A 15,224-nucleotide genomic window follows, 5' to 3' on the forward strand; every position below is an offset into this window, starting at 1 on the left:
GATTCCTCCTAGAACAGTGGTGCGGCGATGTTGGCCAGGGAGACGATGATGGTGTTGGCGATCCAGATGGCGGCTGCCGGGGGATCGAAGTGCGTGTTGCCCCTGTTGTGGAACAGGCGTGCCTGGAACTCCGCCAGCCAGGCCGCCAACATGCCGATCGCCACCGAGGCCAGGAGCGCGACGATGGCCATCATCATGAGTTGGCCCTTGGCGTTCTCGGCCAGCATTCCGTAGGAGGTGTGATTCGGGTCGAACAACGAGACCAGCGAGATCTTGTTGGAACTCAGCTTGTCCCAGAAATCCGTCCCGGAAAGCCCTTCGAGCAGGTTGCCGGCGAGAACCGGGAGGAAGGCCACTGCCGCCAGGCCGGCGCTGATGGTGATGTGGTGGGTCACCGGCATCTGCGCGCCGAGGATCAGGAACATCACGCAGACCGCGGAGATCGCGAAGGTGAAGGTCTGTGCATTGCCGGTGGCGGCCAGGCCGGGGAAGGCAAGCGCGATGAACAGCGTTGCACCACCGGCCAGGAGACCGAACATGGCGCCGAGCGAGAGGTACTGGCCTGCCTTCTCCTGGTAACGCAACCAGGCGGCGTCCTCGGAGGGAGCGATCTTGCCGAAGAAGGACGGGGAGTTGTTGTACTTCTCCGGGCTGAGGAACGACCCCTTGGCGACGAGGCGCGCCACCACGGCCGACAGCACGACGGTCAGGGCGACGGAGTCGGTGTGGGTGCCGAACCACGGGATCTTGGTGATGAGGTTCTGGACGACGTATCCGAAAACCCCGAAAGCGGCGCCCACCCAGAGCACGTCGGGTTTGCCCAGATGGGCCAGGGGAGTGGTGGCGTCCTTGCTGTCGGCGTATCCGCGGCGACCCGCGTATGCCGCCGCGCCGACCCCGCCCGCGAAGGCGACGTGGGGGCCGACGAATGGTCCGAAGGCCAGGTAGGTGAAACCTGCTGTCGAGTCGGTTCCCAGGTAGATGCCGAATGAGGTCAGCACCGTGATGCCGGTTATGGCGAATGCGAAGTTGCCGCCGATCGCGGCGCCGAAGAAGCCGCCTGCGATGGCGACCACGAGGCCGAGAAGGTAGCTGGCAATTGCAGGGTCGAACATCTTTGTTCCTCGCGGGTCGTTGGGTCAGTGGGGGTCGGTTTCGTAGGAACGGATGGCGGCCACCTTGGGGCCGGAGGAGGACTCGGGGTCGAAGGTGTAGCCGAGCCATTCGCGCGCCAGCCGACGGGCCAGCTGGAGGCCGATCACGCGCTCACCGAGGGTCAGGATCTGGGCGTCGTTGGACAGCACCAGGCGCTCCACGGAGAAGCTGTCGTGGGCCACCGAGGCGCGGATGCCGGGAACCTTGTTGGCCGCTATCGCCATGCCCATTCCCGTGCCGCACACCAGCAGGGCCCGGTCGGCCTCACCGGCGGCGACCTTCCGCGCGGCCTCCACCGCAACGTGCGGGTAGTCGATGTCCTCGCCCGGACGGACACCCACGTCGATGACCTTCGTCACGCGATCATCGGCCTCCAGATCGGCCTTCAGGGCCTCCTTGTAGTTCACTCCGGCGATGTCTGCGCCGACAACTATGGTCAGTCCCATGTCTCCTCAACTTCCTTGTTTCAGGGATGACCTGAAGGGTAACAGCGGTGCTGTGAAAAACACCATAGTTCCTGGTAAGAAATGACATCGTGCCTAGTCAGCGCGGTGTGTCGGGCTGTTGTCCGGAGCACTTGGGTCACTTGGAGACGATGACTTCGACCCCGTGCCCGGCGAGTTCGTCGCGGATCTCCTTGGGGGTGGCGGCGTCCACCACGACGGCATCGAAGTCGGTGATCTCGGCGAAGGTGTAGAGCGCCTTGCGTGTGAACTTGGTGTGGTCCAGCAGCAGGTATCGATTCGTGGAGGAGGCGATCATGGCCTGCTTGACCTGGACGGCGTTCTCGTAGGGGTGCTGGCAGCGTTTCCCGACGATCCCGGAGGCCGACATGACGCAGTGATCGGCCTGCCAGGCCCGCAGGTTCGCTGCAGCGGTAGGGCCCATCATCGCGTGGGCCCAGGGTTCGTACTCGCCCCCCGCCATCAGCAGGCGCACGCCGTCCATCTGCTTCGCCTCGTTGGCCACCAGCAGGGAGGTGGTGATCACGGTCAGGGGGTGCACATCCCGCAGGGCGCGCAGCACCCACATGGCGGAGGTCGAGTCGTCCAACATCACGGAACTTCCCTGGGTGATCCGGGGGGCCAGCGCCTCGGCCATGGCCTGTTTGATCCGCGGGCTCTGCTGGAGGCGGAACTCGGCGTCGGCCTCGCTCAGACTGGTTGCCACCGCACGTACCAGGCCCCGGTCGAGGTGGACGATGCCCGCCTGTTCGAGGTTCGCCACGTCCCGGTAGATGGTCATGGCCGAGACGCCGACGACCCGCGCCAGGTTCTCGACCCGGACGCTGCCCCGGGCGATGACGTGCTCGGCGATCACCTGCCGGCGATCCTGCGGGGCCTGCGGACCGGAGGAACGCTGGGGTTGGGTGTCGGGTTGGTGCGTCGAATTCATCTTCCGAACCGGGTAGGGAACAACCCTCCTGATTTTAGGGGCTGCGTCAACCGGAGACCGCCATGGCGGCCGTTCCGGTGGGGCCGGGCAGGTCAGTCGGTGGTGACGCGTCGCGAGGCGCGCAACCGGACGGCGATGAACCATGCCAGGGCGACCACGCACGCGGCGATGACCACCTTCGAGAAAATCCCCACGTAGTCCTCGACCACACTCCAGTTCGCCCCCAGCGTGTATCCGGCGCTCACCAGGATGGTGTTCCAGATCGCGGCCCCGGCCGTGGTCAGGAGGGTGAACCGCAGCGGGTTCATGCGGGTCACCCCGGCGGGGATGGAAATCAGCGACCGGAACACCGGCACCATGCGTCCCGTGAAGACGGTCCAACCTCCCCGGCGGTGGAAGAACGCCTCGGTGCGGTCGATGTCGGAGGTCTTGACCAGTGGCACCTTGGCCAGGATCCGGCGGGTTCTGTCCGGCCCCAGCCAGGCACCCACCCCGTACAGGGCCCAGGCGCCGGTGACGGAACCGAAGGTGCACCACAGGATCGCGGTGAGAATGGTCATGTTCGAGGTGCCGGTGCCGGCGGAGAAACCGGCCAGGGGAAGGATCACCTCGGAGGGCAGGGGAGGGAAGAGGTTCTCGAGGGCGATCAGGAAAGCGGCGCCCGGGCCGCCCAGGGAGGTCATGATTCCCACGGCCCAGGCCGTGATTCCTGTGAGCGATTCCGCTGTGGTGGTCTCCAGCAGCACGCTGGCTCCTCTCGTGATGGGCTTGCAGCCTGTTCGCGGCGAAGTTCTCCGCCGCCGACAAAGCGAACCGGATCCGGCTCAGGAAACGCTGGGGGCTGCCTGTGAAACATGTGTGCCTCGCCTCGGACGAGGCCGCCCTCCATTACACCACCGCCCCTGGAGAGCTTCGTGGTATGCAGAACCCTCCATGAGACCAGGTCGGCGACACCCATCACCCATCGAACAAACCTTCGTTTCTCATCCAGCCCACCTTGCCGGAGCTGCGACGGCTGGTTGATGCGGTGGGGTAGCTGGCGACGGATGTGCCGGATGGCGCTGCCGCGATGGGTAAGTCGGTAACGGCGGTGTCATGGGGTCGTAGCGACAGTGCCTGTCAGGGAGGGGGCTGTTGTGCGGCGTTATATTGCACGATTGCAGGACCGGGTGGCTTATAGCGCAGAGACTACAGGCGGGATGTTCGCTGCGGTGGATCATGGGGTTGGACCGTGATGGATCGGTGTCGGTGGTCTGCCCGGAGGGATACATCACACATGGCGGGGGAGTGTGGGTATCAGCCAGTGACAGCCGATGTGAACACACCTGAAACGCAGGACCCTGACCGAAAAGTCCGCAAGATCGATGTCGCATCGGGTCCTCAAAGTTCCGGGTGCAGGTAGGTTCTGGGAGTGTTTCAGGACGCCCGCGCGCTCGGGTTTTATTTCCTTGTGACAAGGAGGATCTGGCCGTCTATAGGGGGCATGCTTGTGTTTCAGACGCACCGGACGCCGGTCGCGTCGCCTTGGTGGGGGTGGCGCACCCAACCCGGTTTGTGGAGAATGGAGCCAGTGAGGCTCATTCATGGGGTGTAGGCGAAGATGAGTCCGGTGACGGCTTGTATTGTGGTTTCGAAGGTGTCGTAGGGGCGGCGGTAATCGGTGTGTAGAACACGCCAGGTTTTGACGTTCGCGATGACACGTTCGATGAGGTAGCGGACACGATTGATGGCCGTGTTGTTTCTTTTATCGGTGTCAGTGAGTTCACCATGGGTCGGTTTCCGGACAGGGGTGATCATCCCCAATCCGATGTAGCCCTTGTCCCCAATATGCGTCGTGGCATCAAGTGCCTCGAGGAAGCCGGATTCCTTGATTGCCTTCGCATCATGCACACTACCCGGCAGGGGTGGGGAGATCCAGGCGAGCTGTCCGGTCAGGGTGCAGGCCACTTGCAGGTTCACTCCCGTCGTGTGGTGTTTGCCTGAGTACAGTTCGGGGTGGTCGTGCCACGACCAGCAGGGCGCCAGAGTGCCGTCGATGATGTATTGGCGGTCCGGGTCGAGGTCCCCCGCGCCGGGCACCCGGGCTTGGAGGAACTTCGGCGATCAAGGGGGTGTAGACAGCCACCACTCGTGAAATGGTGGCTTGAGAGACCATGAGGATGTCGGCCAGCAACTCTTGGGTGAGATTGTGTCTGCGCATTAACAAAATGGATCTGGATACAGCGGAACAACCCCAGGACACGGGACCCTGCTACGGGAAGGTTTCCGGAACGGGATGTGTGGATCAGTTCGCACAGGTTGAGGATCTGGTCGCGCTCAAGGCTTGTGGTAGTATTCACGGCGGCGGCTTGTCTTTCATCTGAGGTTTTTGTTTCTACACCTTGAATTATCTCAGATTGGGCAAGCAGCCCTCGCGTCCCCTTCAGGACAAAGCGTTAGCTGAGGAAAACCAAAACACCCCTATGAATAAGCCTCAGTGTGTGGTGAGCATCTTGACCAGGTGCAGGACCGTAAAGGGCACCCGGGGCGCCGAGGAAGTGTGGCATGAACAATCGGGGAACCTATGGCGCTTCAGCGGTGGAGGATCCCGGAGAGAGTGCAGCCCTCCGGCTTGGGTTGGCCCAACTCCACGCGAAGCATGCGAACGCCTACTCGTTGCTTCCACCACTTGACACCAAGCCGCGCTCTTCTTCTAGACCCGCAACTCGACCGCTGCTTCGCTTAGTGCGAAGGGTGAGGTCTTCGACCTGGGCCTCACGGGTCGAGGGGTCGGACTTCCCGGTCGCCAGCGCGGTTTTGCCCGCCTCGAGGGAGTCGGCGTTCTATCGGCCGATCGATTGCTCGGAGACCTTCTCCTTGTGTGCCGCTTCGGCGACGGTGGTCTCCCCGGATGGCGCGCTCAACACGATTCGGGTCTTGGTCTCCGGGCTGAACACCGGTGGTCATCCCATGACACGTCCTCCTGCTCTCAGACACCAAGTCATGCCCTCACAACCGGCCCGCCAGAAAGCTTGACGCGGGACAGAGTCAACTCGCCGGGTGGCGGTTTGTTCCCCAGATGGCTAAAATCATGCCATGCCGAAACTGAGTGTGGAATTAGGCCTACCCGGATTGAAGATCGGCGTCAGCGAGATCAACCTGACGAGGGGCCGGAAGCGTGCCAAGCGCGGCGTTGGTCCCTTCTTGTTTATCGCTCGACAGTGTGGACTTGCTCTCGACACCGGCTGCCAAAAGGAGAACGGCGATAAGGTCATTGTATGGGCGACTCACGGGCAACAGCAGCAGTTCTGGTCCCTGTGGCCAACTGGTTACGCTGGCGAGTTCACAATTCGTGCTGAACTCGGCGGCCTCACCCTAGACGCCACAACCGATCCGCATGGCGATAATCGACCAGTTTTGTGGCGTTACCATGGAGAGTCTCAGCAACGCTGGCGATTGCTCGAATCCCCGGACGGAGTAGGCCACTTTCTCCAGTCGGTTCACTCGGGTAAGTTTCTTGCGATGGATTCGGCTGGCCAGAACGGCTGGTTTCCTTGGTTCGAGGCAGATCGAGACCAGAACAGTTGGGACAAGCAGTGGCTCGTAGTTCGCGCGTATACCAACAAAAACAAGTGAACTCGCCTCCGGGCGGCGGGATTAGCTCGCCAAGGGCTACCGGGTGGTCGCTGCGGTCCTCTATGCCCCAAATGCGCAGAATCGTACTGCATCGACCAGCGTATGAGCTCCGATTGCAGAGCTCAGATCACGTTTTCGTTGCATGATGGCAAATGGCAATCCAAACAACAGTGCCAACACCACGACATTGCTCAGCGTGAAAGTCGTTGCGTCAAAATGTATCAAGACGTGTGGCAGTATCATGATGACATAGCACAAAAAATTATCGAATTTTGATAATACTCCATCCTTGATGCAGTAAATGCTCACTGCAAAGAAAAAGAAGCGAAAAATAACCTCTTCCGACACGCCGGCCTTGAATGCGCGCAGGAACCACTCGGGTTCGATCGAAAAATTAAATTCTATAGAGGATTTCGCCAAGAGGACGTTGGTAACTGCCAGCACCGCTCCCGCTATCAACATGATGCCGACTGTCTTTATCATCTCTTTTATGTTGGTGGCCTTGAATAGGACGATCTTGTTTTTGCTTTTCTTGAAGACGCTGGCGCCTCCAATGTATGCAACAATGGAGCATGCCCCCATGACAACTTGAGACGGCATGGCCAAACAACCCAAGGCAATCCCTGTGAGAATATCGTACTTCGATGTATTTTTATTCTTTATGATGAAGACGATCGCCAGCAGCAATACAACCGCAAACCATAATACTTTCAGTCTCTCTGGGTTGAGTAAAGTTATAAGCCAGAGAGATATAAATAGTATGTTGATACTCAGCAGTTTCAGCGTTTGATGCTGAGTAGATTTCGATTGCATACTATGACATTCCTCAGTCAGTTTTCGCTACCGCAATCAATATAGTAGCAATGCAGGGGGTCGGCGAAGTTGATGGGTGGGGGAGCGGGGGTGGTTTGACAAGGGGTTGGTGTGTCGTCGAAATGGGGGAGCGGGCCCCGCAGAGGGCGATGAGTGATGCCTAATCAACCCAGTCCCGGGGAGCCTGCGCTGATGTCATCTACCCACCACCACCCCGCCCTGTCACGCCAGCCTGTGGCCCGTGCCCTCCAGAACATGACCGATCCCAGGGACAGACGCGGGATACGTCACTGTCTGCCTCTCGGTCTTGTCTTTGGCGGTGGCGGGGTGTCGGAGCCTGATGGCGATCTAGGGGCATACCACTGATTTGAACTTCTCTGACCTGGCCGAACTGGGTCTGGAGAAAGAGCAGAAGCTGCCGTCGGAGTCCACGATCCGCAGGGCGCTTCAGAGCCTGGACCCGGATGGCCTCAATGCTCGCCTGGTGTTCTGGATGTACAGGTGTACTGACACCATCGAGAGAAGAACGGTGATCGTGGTTGATGGCAAAACCATGCGTGGCGCTCGCACTGACCGGCGGACAGCTCTGGAGCACGCCACGGGCGCGATCCTGGTACAGCGGTAGGTGACTGACAGGTCCATTGAGATCCCGGCCCTGCCCGAGTTGCTCGAGTCGTTTGCCCCGGACGGAGTAGTGGTCACCGCCGAGCCGCGGGAGATCGTGACCCGACTCCACCAGGCGGCCCGCCGCGTTGGGGTGGGTCACTGAGGTCACGTAGCGACGCGAAACCGGTCGAAGAGGGCGAAATGGCGGCTGGCAGGGCTGCGCTTGTCGAGGCGGCTGTTGGTTCGGGTGATGTGTCTCTCACCCCTGTTGCATCGGCGAAAACGCCCCCGGAGCGGAACTCCGAGGGCGTGTGTTCGAACAAGATGAGTGTGGTCGGGACGACAGGACTCGAACCTGCGATCTCCTGCTCCCAAAGCAGGCGCGCTAGCCACTACGCTACGTCCCGGGTGCCCTTTTGAGGGGACCCGCGCAGTCTACTGCAAGCCCTCGCAGGTGCCCAACGGGGAACCCCTCAGACCTTCTCGGATCCGTAGGCGCCACCCAGCAGGGAGCTGACGACGCTTATGATGATGCTTCCCCACAGCGCCGGCCAGAACCCGTCGACGAAGAAACCGATGCCGAACTTCTGCGCCACCCAGGCGGTCAGCAGCAGCATGGCGGCGTTGATCACCAGCAGGAACAACCCGAAGGTGAGCAGCACTAGACAGAAGGACAGCACCTGGGTGAACGGTTTGACGACGGCGTTCACCACCCCCATGATGGCCGCCACGCCGAGCAGGATCAGGACGTACTGCTGATCGGACTCGGCAACCACCCGGATGCCCGGGATGAGCCAGACGGCGGCTGCGGTGGCGATCGCTCCCACCACGAGTCTCAGAAGGGTTCTCATGCATCCACGGTACCCAACTGATGTTTCGAAGGCCGTGTCTGCGATCCGGGCAGGGGCCTTCCGGGGTGAGCCGATCCGGAGGTCCTTGGAGCGGATGACGGGAATCGAACCCGCGTAGCCAGTTTGGAAGACTGGGGCTCTACCATTGAGCTACATCCGCGAAGCGTCGGAGAGTCTAGCAGCTTCCTCGACAGATCCCCAGCTCGGAGGTGTGAGGAGCAGGGAAGTCAGGTATTGGTGCGCCGGAGCGCGTACTTCACACCGAGCACGATACCCGCTACCACCATGGGCAGCGCGGCATGGGCGAACAACTGCGCTTTGCTCCCGGGAAAGATCAGGCCGAGCAGGAAGCTGCAGAACTGGACGAGCCAGGCGAGCACGATGAGGCAGGCCCAGACCGTCACCTGTCGTTCCTGCCTGAAGAAGCTCCGCAGGAACCGGCTTCCCGCACCCTTGTGGATGGCCCTGAGATGCGGATAGGTCTTGAAGGTGATGAACACCAGCATCAGAAGGGAAATGACGAACCCGGGAATCGGGCTCTCGGCACTGAGCAGAGCAGCAAAGAAGCCACCCACGAACAGCGTCAACGTCGCCGTCCAGATGGCTTGCGACACCCAGCCGTGCAACACCATGGCCGAACCCCTGTTGCTCGGCGCCTCGGCGAGCACCTGCGCCAGTCCGGAGCTTCCCTTCTCAAGGTTCCCCTGGTTCTGGGCCAGAATCGCGAGGTTGTGCTTGGCGTCCACGTGGCTGGGTTCCAGCTCCAGCACTTTCCGGTAGGCCTGTTCCGCTTCCTTGGGGTTCGTCTCGAACAGTGCGAAGCCGAGGGCCATGTAGCTGCTCGGATCATCCGGTCCCAGCTCCACGGCCTTTTCCGCCTCGTAGCGGGCCATGGTGAACCACATCAGCTCCGAGTAGGTGAAGGAAAGCCGCACATGGCTGTACGAATCCTCTGGGTCCAAGCGGATCGCTTCCTGCAGCAGCTTCAAGGCCTCGGGGTATTTCTTCTGGCTGTGCAGGGCGATGGCCAGCAACCTCAGGGAGAAGACGTCCTCCGGCTCCAGGGCCAGCGCCGACCGGGCATGGGATTCGGCCTGCTCCAGTTCATTTCTCACTATGTGGGCCTTGGATATGTGGTAGTGCACCATCGCCTGGTCCTCCTCGCCGTCACCCAGCATGGGGTACAGCAGTGCCAGTGCCTGTTCGTGGCGGCCCAGGGTGATCAGCTCATCGGCGCGCCTCACCTGCTGCTGGGATCCGGTCACAGCAGGCGCTTCTTCCTCATGTAGGCGGTGAGGTCGGCGTATTCACCGTTCGGATCGGCGTAGGTGACGACATTGCGGGCCGTCTCGAACCAGGCCCTGGCGGAGGGCTGGACCTGTTTGAGGGCCATGGTGAAATCTTTCATGCCGATCATGCGCGGCCTGCCGGAGCGGACTGAGTCGATCATCGCCAGTTCGGCTGCGCTCTCACACAGATGACTGAGGTCGGCTCCCGTGAATCCGTCCGTGTCCCGGGCCAACTTGGCCAGGTTGATGCCCTCGACGGGGCGGCGAACCAGATCGTGTTTCAGGATGGCCATTCTGGCGGGCTCGTCGGGCGGCAGCACCAGGACGGTGCGGTCCAGGCGACCCGGTCTGCGCAGAGCCGAATCCACGTCCCACGGCGCGTTCGTCGCCGCGAGCGTGAACAATCCCTCGTTGTTGGTGTTGACGCCGTCGAGTTCCTGCAGAAGCTGGTTGATCACGTTGCGCATGCCGCTGAAACGCGTGAGCGTGCGTTTCGCCCCTATGGCGTCCAGCTCATCGAGGAACAGCACCACCGGAGCGGCGCGCCTGGCCGCCTGGAACAGGTCATGCAGTTTGCCCTCCGACTGCCCCAGGAACATGTCGAGCACGTCCGAGAGGGTCACGTTCATGAACGAGGCCCCCATCTCTCCCGCCACGGCGCGGGCGATGAAGGTTTTGCCGCATCCCGGGGGTCCGTACAGCAGCAGGCCTCCCCGCAGGCTCTTGCCGAAGAGTTTCCGCATCTCAGGGTTGCGCATGGGGGCCAGGAAGGAGACCTCCAGGCGTTCCTTGACGTGTTCCATGCCGCCGACATCGGCGAGGGTGAGGGTCGTTCTCTCAATTTCCCAGACGTCCTCGGGGCGCGCCCCGTCGTCCTCGTGGACCCGTTCCAGTGCCGGTTCCCCGGATCCGGAATCCGCCACGAAACGCGGCGCCGGGCCGTCCTCGAATTGCTCTTCCGCCCGTGACCAGCTGAAACCCGCCTGTCCCGGTTCCGGTTCCGTTGCCGGGTTCCCCGTGTCCTGGTTCGGTTCCGCCGGCTGCCCCGTTCCCGTTTCTTGGTTCGGTTCCGCGGGATGCTCCGTTCCCGTGTCCTGGCCCGGTTCCGCAGGGATGGCCTGATCCTCTTGGTCCGGGGTGGGTGGCGATGCCGGGGCCGCGGGGGTTTCCCGGGGTTGGTAGGTCGGTTCCGGTGCGGGTGGCATCGGTGCCGCAGTTGTTTCCTGGGTGGGGGACGGGGTTGCCGGGGTGGGGAAGGCCTGGCCGAGCAGCGCGTGGGCCTGCTGATTCGAGGGGTCCTGCTGCAAGGCGACGGCGCAGTGCTGGACGGCCTCCGAGCCCCGGCCGTCGGCTATCAGAAGCTCCACCACGTGGAGGCGCAACGGAACATCATCGGGCCGGTCGGACAGGACCTGCAGCAACGAGTCGATGAGGGGATTCGGCATGGAGCAATCGTAGGGGCTGGCCCTGACAATCCGGCAGGTGCGCACGTCACGGTTGGTCGGCCCGGACGCCCTTGGTTAAACTTGCGGCGACCATTTCAAGTTCAGGAGTCGATTCGTGCCCAGCACCGTAGAGCAGCTGAGCCCCACGAGGGTCAAGCTAACCGTAGAGATCCCCTTCGCTGATCTCAAGCCCCATCTCGACAAGGCCTACAAGGAGATCGCAGAGCAGGTCAGCATCCCAGGATTCCGCAAGGGCAAGGTGCCTGCTGTCGTCATCGACCAGCGTTTCGGTCGGGGAGTGGTCCTCCAGGAGGCCATCAACGAGGCCATCCAGCCCGCGTACGAGGCGGCCATGGTCGAGGCCAAAGTGGTGCCGCTCGCCCAGCCCGAGATTGAGATCACCAAACTGGAGGACGGCGAACTCGTCGAGTTCACGGCAGAGGTCGACATCCGACCCGAATTCGACCTTCCGGACTTCACGGCCATCGAGACCACGGTCGACGCCCTGCCGTCGCTCGACGACGAGGTGGAGGAGCGCATCGCGCTGCTCCGCAAGCGGTTCGCCACCACCACGGAGCTCGACCGTGAAGCCCAGGAGGGTGACGTCCTCACCATCGACCTGACCGCTTCCCAGAACGGGGAGGAGCTGCCGGAGGCGTCCGCCACCGGTGTCACCCTCACCGTCGGTGAGGAGGCCGGGATGCTCGACGGACTCGACGAGGCCGTTCGTGGTCTCAAGGCGGGGGAGTCGAAGACCTTCGCGTCCACCCTGATCGGTGGGCCCTTCCGTGGCCAGGAGGCTGACATCACGGTCACCGTCACGCAGGTGGCCGAGGAGGAACTGCCCGCGCTGGATGACGAGTTCGCCCAGCTGATCTCCGAGTTCGACACCGTCGAGGAGATGCGCGAGGACCTGTCCAAGGCGGTCCTGGCCCAGGCCAAGGCCGAGCAGATCGCCGAGGCCCGGGACAAGATCCTGGAGGCCGCCCTCGCGCAGGTCGACTTCGAGGTGCCGGTTGCCGTGCTGGCCCGTGAACTCGAGGCCCGCCGCAACCAGGTCTCCGATCAGCTGGCGCGGGCCGGACTGACCGTTGAAACCTACTTGGAGCAGGCCGAGGACGAGGACGCGGAGGACGCCGACGCGTTCTGGGCGCAGGTGGATGAGCGTTCCACCCAGGCGCTGCGTGCCCAGCTGCTCCTCGACAAGTACGTCGACGAAAACGAGGTTCCCGTCTCCCAGCAGGAGTTCACCGAGCTGATCCTCCGCAGGGCCACCGAGCAGCGCACCACGCCGCAGGAAGTGGTCAACCACATGATGGAACACAACCACATGTTCGAGTGGCAGCAGGAGATTCGTCGCGGTAAGGCGCTCGCCGCCATCTGTGAGGCCGCGAAGGTGACCGATTCCGAGGGGGAACCCGTCGAGATGACCCCGCAGGCCCCCGAAGCCGAGGAGGAAACGGAAGCCTCCGGAACCGAGGAAGCCGGGTCTGAGGAGTCCTCCGAGGCCGAGAAGTCGGAGTGATCTGGTGGGGGCCACCGAGAAGCCCGGGACGGGCAGACTCCCCTTGTTCGTCATGGCCGTCGTGGTTCTTGGCGCCGTCGCGCTGACCTTCGGCCTGTTCAAGGAGTTCAGCTCGGTACTGGCCCCCACATTCCTCGCCATCAACCTGGTGATCACCGCCTACCCGGTGTACCGGTGGCTCGAGAAGCATCGTGTCCCCCGTGCGTTGGCGGCCCTGATCACGGGGGTGATGCTGCTGCTGGTCCTGGTGCTCGCCACCGGGAGCATCGTATGGGCGGGCACCTCCATGGTGGCCTCGCTCACCTCCTACGGACCTCAGTTCACCCAGCTTTACAAGCAGCTGATCGCGTGGCTGGGCACGCTGGGTTTCGACGAGGCAGCGCTGCTGGAACAGCTCAAATCGGTTTCGCCGTCGAACGTGCTCGATCTCGTGGGCAACGTCGTCAGCCAGGCGTCGAGCGCGACGGGCACCATGACCGTGATACTGATCTGCCTGGCCTTCCTGGTGGCCGACCTGCCCTCGATGGCCAAACGACTGGCCATCACCGACAGGCTGCATCCCAGTTTCACGAGTTCCCTGGAGGGGTTCGCCCTGGGCATCCGCCGGTACTGGCTGGTGACCAGCCTGTTCGGTCTCATAGTCGCAATCCTGGACGGTATCGTCCTCGTGATCGTGGGGGTGTCGCTCCCGCTGGTGTGGGTGGTGCTGAGTTTCATCACCAACTACATTCCCAACGTCGGTTTCTTCATCGGGCTGATCCCGCCCGCGCTGCTGGCTCTTCTGGAGAAGGGACCCACCGAGGCGTTGATCGTGGTAATCGCCTACTGCGTCCTGAACTTCGTGATCCAGTCGGTGATCCAGCCGAAGTTCACCGGTGACGCCGTCGGCATCACCCCGGTGGTCTCCTTCGTGTCGCTGCTGCTGTGGACCGCGGTCTTCGGGGCCCTCGGCGCCCTCCTGGCCCTGCCGTTGACGCTCATGGTGAAATCCCTCCTGCTCGACAACGACCCGAGAGCCCGCTGGGTGGGCGCCCTGATCTCCTCGAGTCCCGATTCCGTGGACACCAGCGACTGCGAGGAATCCGTGGCGGACGGCGATCCAGGGGAGGCCGACGAGCCCGGAGAAACCGATGATTGCGACGATTCCAGGGCGGATGTCGCTGCTGAGTGAAAAGAACAGGCGTCGCTACTGAGTGATCAGGGCGGGCCATCCTTGGAAAATCGCCCGGAGTCGGTACGTTGTATGGCGTGACCGACAAGCGAAACGACATCTCAATGGCGGCCCCGCAGGCTCCGGGTCTGGGGATGACGGACAACGTCTACTCCTCCCTGCTGGCCAACCGCATCATCTTTCTGGGTTCCGAGGTGCGCGACGAGAACGCGAACGCGATCTGCGCCCAGATGCTGCTGCTGAACGCCGAGGACCCAAACTCCGACATCTACCTCTACATCAACAGCCCCGGTGGGTCCGTCGACTCCGGCATGGCCATCTTCGACACCATGCAGTGGATCAGCAACGATGTCGCCACGGTGGCGATGGGACTCGCGGCCTCCATGGGACAGTTCCTGCTCTCGGCGGGCACCCCCGGCAAGCGTTACGCCCTGCCGCACAGCCGCATCATGATGCACCAGCCCTCCGGTGGGCTGGGTGGCACCGCCTCCGACATCCGGATCCAGGCGGAACAGTCGCTGCACATCAAGAAGACCATGGCCCAGCTCATCGCGCAGCACACCGGCCAGAGCGTGGAGCAGATCGAGGCCGACTCGGACCGGGATCGCTGGTTCACGGCCGAGCAGGCTCTTGAATACGGTTTCATCGACCACGTCTACGAGCGTGCGTCCCAGATCAACTCGGAGGCTCCCAACAAGTGACCAGCAACTACTACATTCCCCAGTGGGAGGAACGCACCAGCTACGGCGTGCGTCGCGTCGATCCCTACACGAAGCTGTTCGAGGACCGGATCATCTTCCTCGGCACGCCGATCAGCGACGAAATCGCCAACGCGGTGATGGCCCAGCTGCTGTGTCTCCAGTCGATGGACGCGGAACGGCAGATCTCCATCTACATCAACTCGCCCGGTGGCTCGTTCACGGCCCTCACCGCCATCTACGACACCATGCGCTACATCAAGCCGGACATCCAGACCGTCTGCCTCGGGCAGGCCGCCTCCGCCGCCGCGCTCCTGCTCGCGGCGGGCACCAAGGGCAAGCGCCTGGCGCTTCCCAACAGCCGCATCCTCATCCACCAGCCCGCCACCGAGGGGGGCTACGGCCAGAGCTCCGACCTGGAGATCCAGGCCAAGGAGATAATGCGCATCCGCGAGCTGATGGAGAACATGCTCGCCGCTGACACCGGGCAGGCCGTAACGAAGGTCAGCCGCGACATCGAACGCGACAAGTACCTGACCGCCCAGGAGGCGGTTGAATATGGAATCGTCGACGACATCCTGACCTCCCTCAAGGACGTCGGGGCCTGAACCTCGGGGCTCGTCAGGGTGTTGCGTCACGGAATGACACCCTGGCGAGTAAG

Annotated in this window: 15 protein-coding genes, 2 tRNA genes and 1 pseudogene; 7 read left to right on the forward strand and 11 right to left on the reverse strand. The window is 62.7% G+C overall.

Translation table 11 applies throughout. The features are described from left to right. Nucleotides 1-8: 8 nt before the first annotated feature. The 5 genes from ACO6D6_RS07575 to ACO6D6_RS07595 all read right to left on the reverse strand — a co-directional run bounded on the left by ACO6D6_RS07575 (nucleotide 9) and on the right by ACO6D6_RS07595 (nucleotide 4,629). Nucleotides 9-1,115, reverse strand: a complete 1,107-nt coding sequence (locus ACO6D6_RS07575) for a DUF7973 family transport facilitator (protein WP_484784603.1) — start codon at nucleotides 1,113-1,115, stop codon at nucleotides 9-11. Between the two features lie 24 nt (nucleotides 1,116-1,139). Further along, entirely contained in the window at nucleotides 1,140-1,601 is a 462-nt protein-coding gene (locus tag ACO6D6_RS07580) for a ribose-5-phosphate isomerase (RefSeq protein ID WP_484784605.1), read from the reverse strand. A gap of 136 nt (nucleotides 1,602-1,737) precedes the next feature. Next, nucleotides 1,738-2,550, reverse strand: a complete 813-nt coding sequence (locus tag ACO6D6_RS07585; protein ID WP_484784607.1) for a DeoR/GlpR family DNA-binding transcription regulator — start codon at nucleotides 2,548-2,550, stop codon at nucleotides 1,738-1,740. Between the two features lie 92 nt (nucleotides 2,551-2,642). Beyond that, nucleotides 2,643-3,296 carry a DedA family protein gene (locus ACO6D6_RS07590; protein ID WP_484784608.1) on the reverse strand — a complete coding sequence of 218 codons (654 nt, stop codon included), beginning with the start codon at nucleotides 3,294-3,296 and terminating at the stop codon, nucleotides 2,643-2,645. A gap of 835 nt (nucleotides 3,297-4,131) precedes the next feature. Then, complete coding sequence (locus tag ACO6D6_RS07595) at nucleotides 4,132-4,629, reverse strand: transposase family protein (RefSeq protein ID WP_484784610.1); 498 nt, start codon at nucleotides 4,627-4,629, stop codon at nucleotides 4,132-4,134. A 996-nt stretch (nucleotides 4,630-5,625) separates the two neighbouring features. On the opposite strand from ACO6D6_RS07595, the gene ACO6D6_RS07600 reads away from it, so the two are divergent. Beyond that, on the forward strand, nucleotides 5,626-6,165 hold the full coding sequence (locus ACO6D6_RS07600) for an RICIN domain-containing protein (protein WP_126378284.1): 540 nt from the start codon (nucleotides 5,626-5,628) through the stop codon (nucleotides 6,163-6,165). A gap of 60 nt (nucleotides 6,166-6,225) precedes the next feature. Here ACO6D6_RS07600 and ACO6D6_RS07605 read toward each other — a convergent pair whose 3' ends face one another. Beyond that, on the reverse strand, nucleotides 6,226-6,978 hold the full coding sequence (locus tag ACO6D6_RS07605; protein ID WP_126378282.1) for a CPBP family glutamic-type intramembrane protease: 753 nt from the start codon (nucleotides 6,976-6,978) through the stop codon (nucleotides 6,226-6,228). A gap of 367 nt (nucleotides 6,979-7,345) precedes the next feature. Between ACO6D6_RS07605 and ACO6D6_RS07610 the strand changes: the two genes are divergently transcribed. Together ACO6D6_RS07610 and ACO6D6_RS07615 are read left to right on the forward strand one after the other, a co-directional pair. After that, nucleotides 7,346-7,603, forward strand: a complete 258-nt coding sequence (locus tag ACO6D6_RS07610; protein WP_126378279.1) for a hypothetical protein — start codon at nucleotides 7,346-7,348, stop codon at nucleotides 7,601-7,603. After that, complete coding sequence (locus tag ACO6D6_RS07615; RefSeq protein WP_484784613.1) at nucleotides 7,604-7,747, forward strand: hypothetical protein; 144 nt, start codon at nucleotides 7,604-7,606, stop codon at nucleotides 7,745-7,747. It begins immediately after the preceding gene. Nucleotides 7,748-7,915: 168 nt separating this feature from the next. Here the strand turns inward: ACO6D6_RS07615 and ACO6D6_RS07620 are convergent. The 5 genes from ACO6D6_RS07620 to ACO6D6_RS07640 form a co-directional block, all read right to left on the reverse strand. After that, nucleotides 7,916-7,991: transfer RNA gene (locus ACO6D6_RS07620), tRNA-Pro, on the reverse strand. A gap of 66 nt (nucleotides 7,992-8,057) precedes the next feature. Beyond that, nucleotides 8,058-8,435, reverse strand: a complete 378-nt coding sequence (locus ACO6D6_RS07625) for a phage holin family protein (RefSeq protein ID WP_484784615.1) — start codon at nucleotides 8,433-8,435, stop codon at nucleotides 8,058-8,060. A gap of 86 nt (nucleotides 8,436-8,521) precedes the next feature. Further along, a tRNA-Gly gene (locus ACO6D6_RS07630) sits at nucleotides 8,522-8,595 on the reverse strand. A gap of 67 nt (nucleotides 8,596-8,662) precedes the next feature. Beyond that, entirely contained in the window at nucleotides 8,663-9,700 is a 1,038-nt protein-coding gene (locus tag ACO6D6_RS07635) for a tetratricopeptide repeat protein (RefSeq protein WP_484784617.1), read from the reverse strand. Beyond that, a complete protein-coding gene (locus tag ACO6D6_RS07640; protein WP_484784618.1) occupies nucleotides 9,697-11,169 on the reverse strand; it encodes an ATP-binding protein in 1,473 nt (490 codons plus the stop codon). Before ACO6D6_RS07640 ends, ACO6D6_RS07635 begins: the two co-directional genes overlap by 4 nt. Before the next feature lie 115 nt (nucleotides 11,170-11,284). Between ACO6D6_RS07640 and tig the strand changes: the two genes are divergently transcribed. The 4 genes and pseudogenes from tig to ACO6D6_RS07660 form a co-directional block, all read left to right on the forward strand. Then, nucleotides 11,285-12,694: a trigger factor gene (gene tig, locus ACO6D6_RS07645; protein WP_484784620.1), complete on the forward strand. Its 1,410-nt coding sequence runs from the start codon at nucleotides 11,285-11,287 to the stop codon at nucleotides 12,692-12,694. 4 nt (nucleotides 12,695-12,698) lie between these two features. Continuing rightward, the gene (locus ACO6D6_RS07650; RefSeq protein WP_484784622.1) at nucleotides 12,699-13,865 is read left to right on the forward strand and encodes an AI-2E family transporter; all 1,167 of its coding nucleotides are present in this window, start codon (nucleotides 12,699-12,701) and stop codon (nucleotides 13,863-13,865) included. A 104-nt stretch (nucleotides 13,866-13,969) separates the two neighbouring features. Next, nucleotides 13,970-14,566 carry an ATP-dependent Clp protease proteolytic subunit gene (locus tag ACO6D6_RS07655; protein WP_041697567.1) on the forward strand — a complete coding sequence of 199 codons (597 nt, stop codon included), beginning with the start codon at nucleotides 13,970-13,972 and terminating at the stop codon, nucleotides 14,564-14,566. Nucleotides 14,567-14,568: 2 nt separating this feature from the next. Next, nucleotides 14,569-15,171, forward strand: a pseudogene (locus ACO6D6_RS07660) (ATP-dependent Clp protease proteolytic subunit); the annotation flags it as partial. Between the last annotated feature and the right edge of the window lie 53 nt (nucleotides 15,172-15,224).

This window comes from Arachnia sp. (genome assembly GCF_057238465.1).

Excerpts from the sequence above, each read along its gene's own strand:
- ACO6D6_RS07625 (WP_484784615.1), bottom strand. The coding sequence starts at position 8,435 with ATGAGAACCCTTCTGAGACTCGTGGTGGGAGCGATCGCCACCGCAGCC.
- ACO6D6_RS07575 (WP_484784603.1), bottom strand. The coding sequence starts at position 1,115 with ATGTTCGACCCTGCAATTGCCAGCTACCTTCTCGGCCTCGTGGTCGCC.
- ACO6D6_RS07640 (WP_484784618.1), bottom strand. The coding sequence starts at position 11,169 with ATGCCGAATCCCCTCATCGACTCGTTGCTGCAGGTCCTGTCCGACCGG.
- ACO6D6_RS07600 (WP_126378284.1), top strand. The coding sequence starts at position 5,626 with ATGCCGAAACTGAGTGTGGAATTAGGCCTACCCGGATTGAAGATCGGC.
- ACO6D6_RS07580 (WP_484784605.1), bottom strand. The coding sequence starts at position 1,601 with ATGGGACTGACCATAGTTGTCGGCGCAGACATCGCCGGAGTGAACTAC.
- ACO6D6_RS07655 (WP_041697567.1), top strand. The coding sequence starts at position 13,970 with ATGGCGGCCCCGCAGGCTCCGGGTCTGGGGATGACGGACAACGTCTAC.
- ACO6D6_RS07605 (WP_126378282.1), bottom strand. The coding sequence starts at position 6,978 with ATGCAATCGAAATCTACTCAGCATCAAACGCTGAAACTGCTGAGTATC.
- ACO6D6_RS07585 (WP_484784607.1), bottom strand. The coding sequence starts at position 2,550 with ATGAATTCGACGCACCAACCCGACACCCAACCCCAGCGTTCCTCCGGT.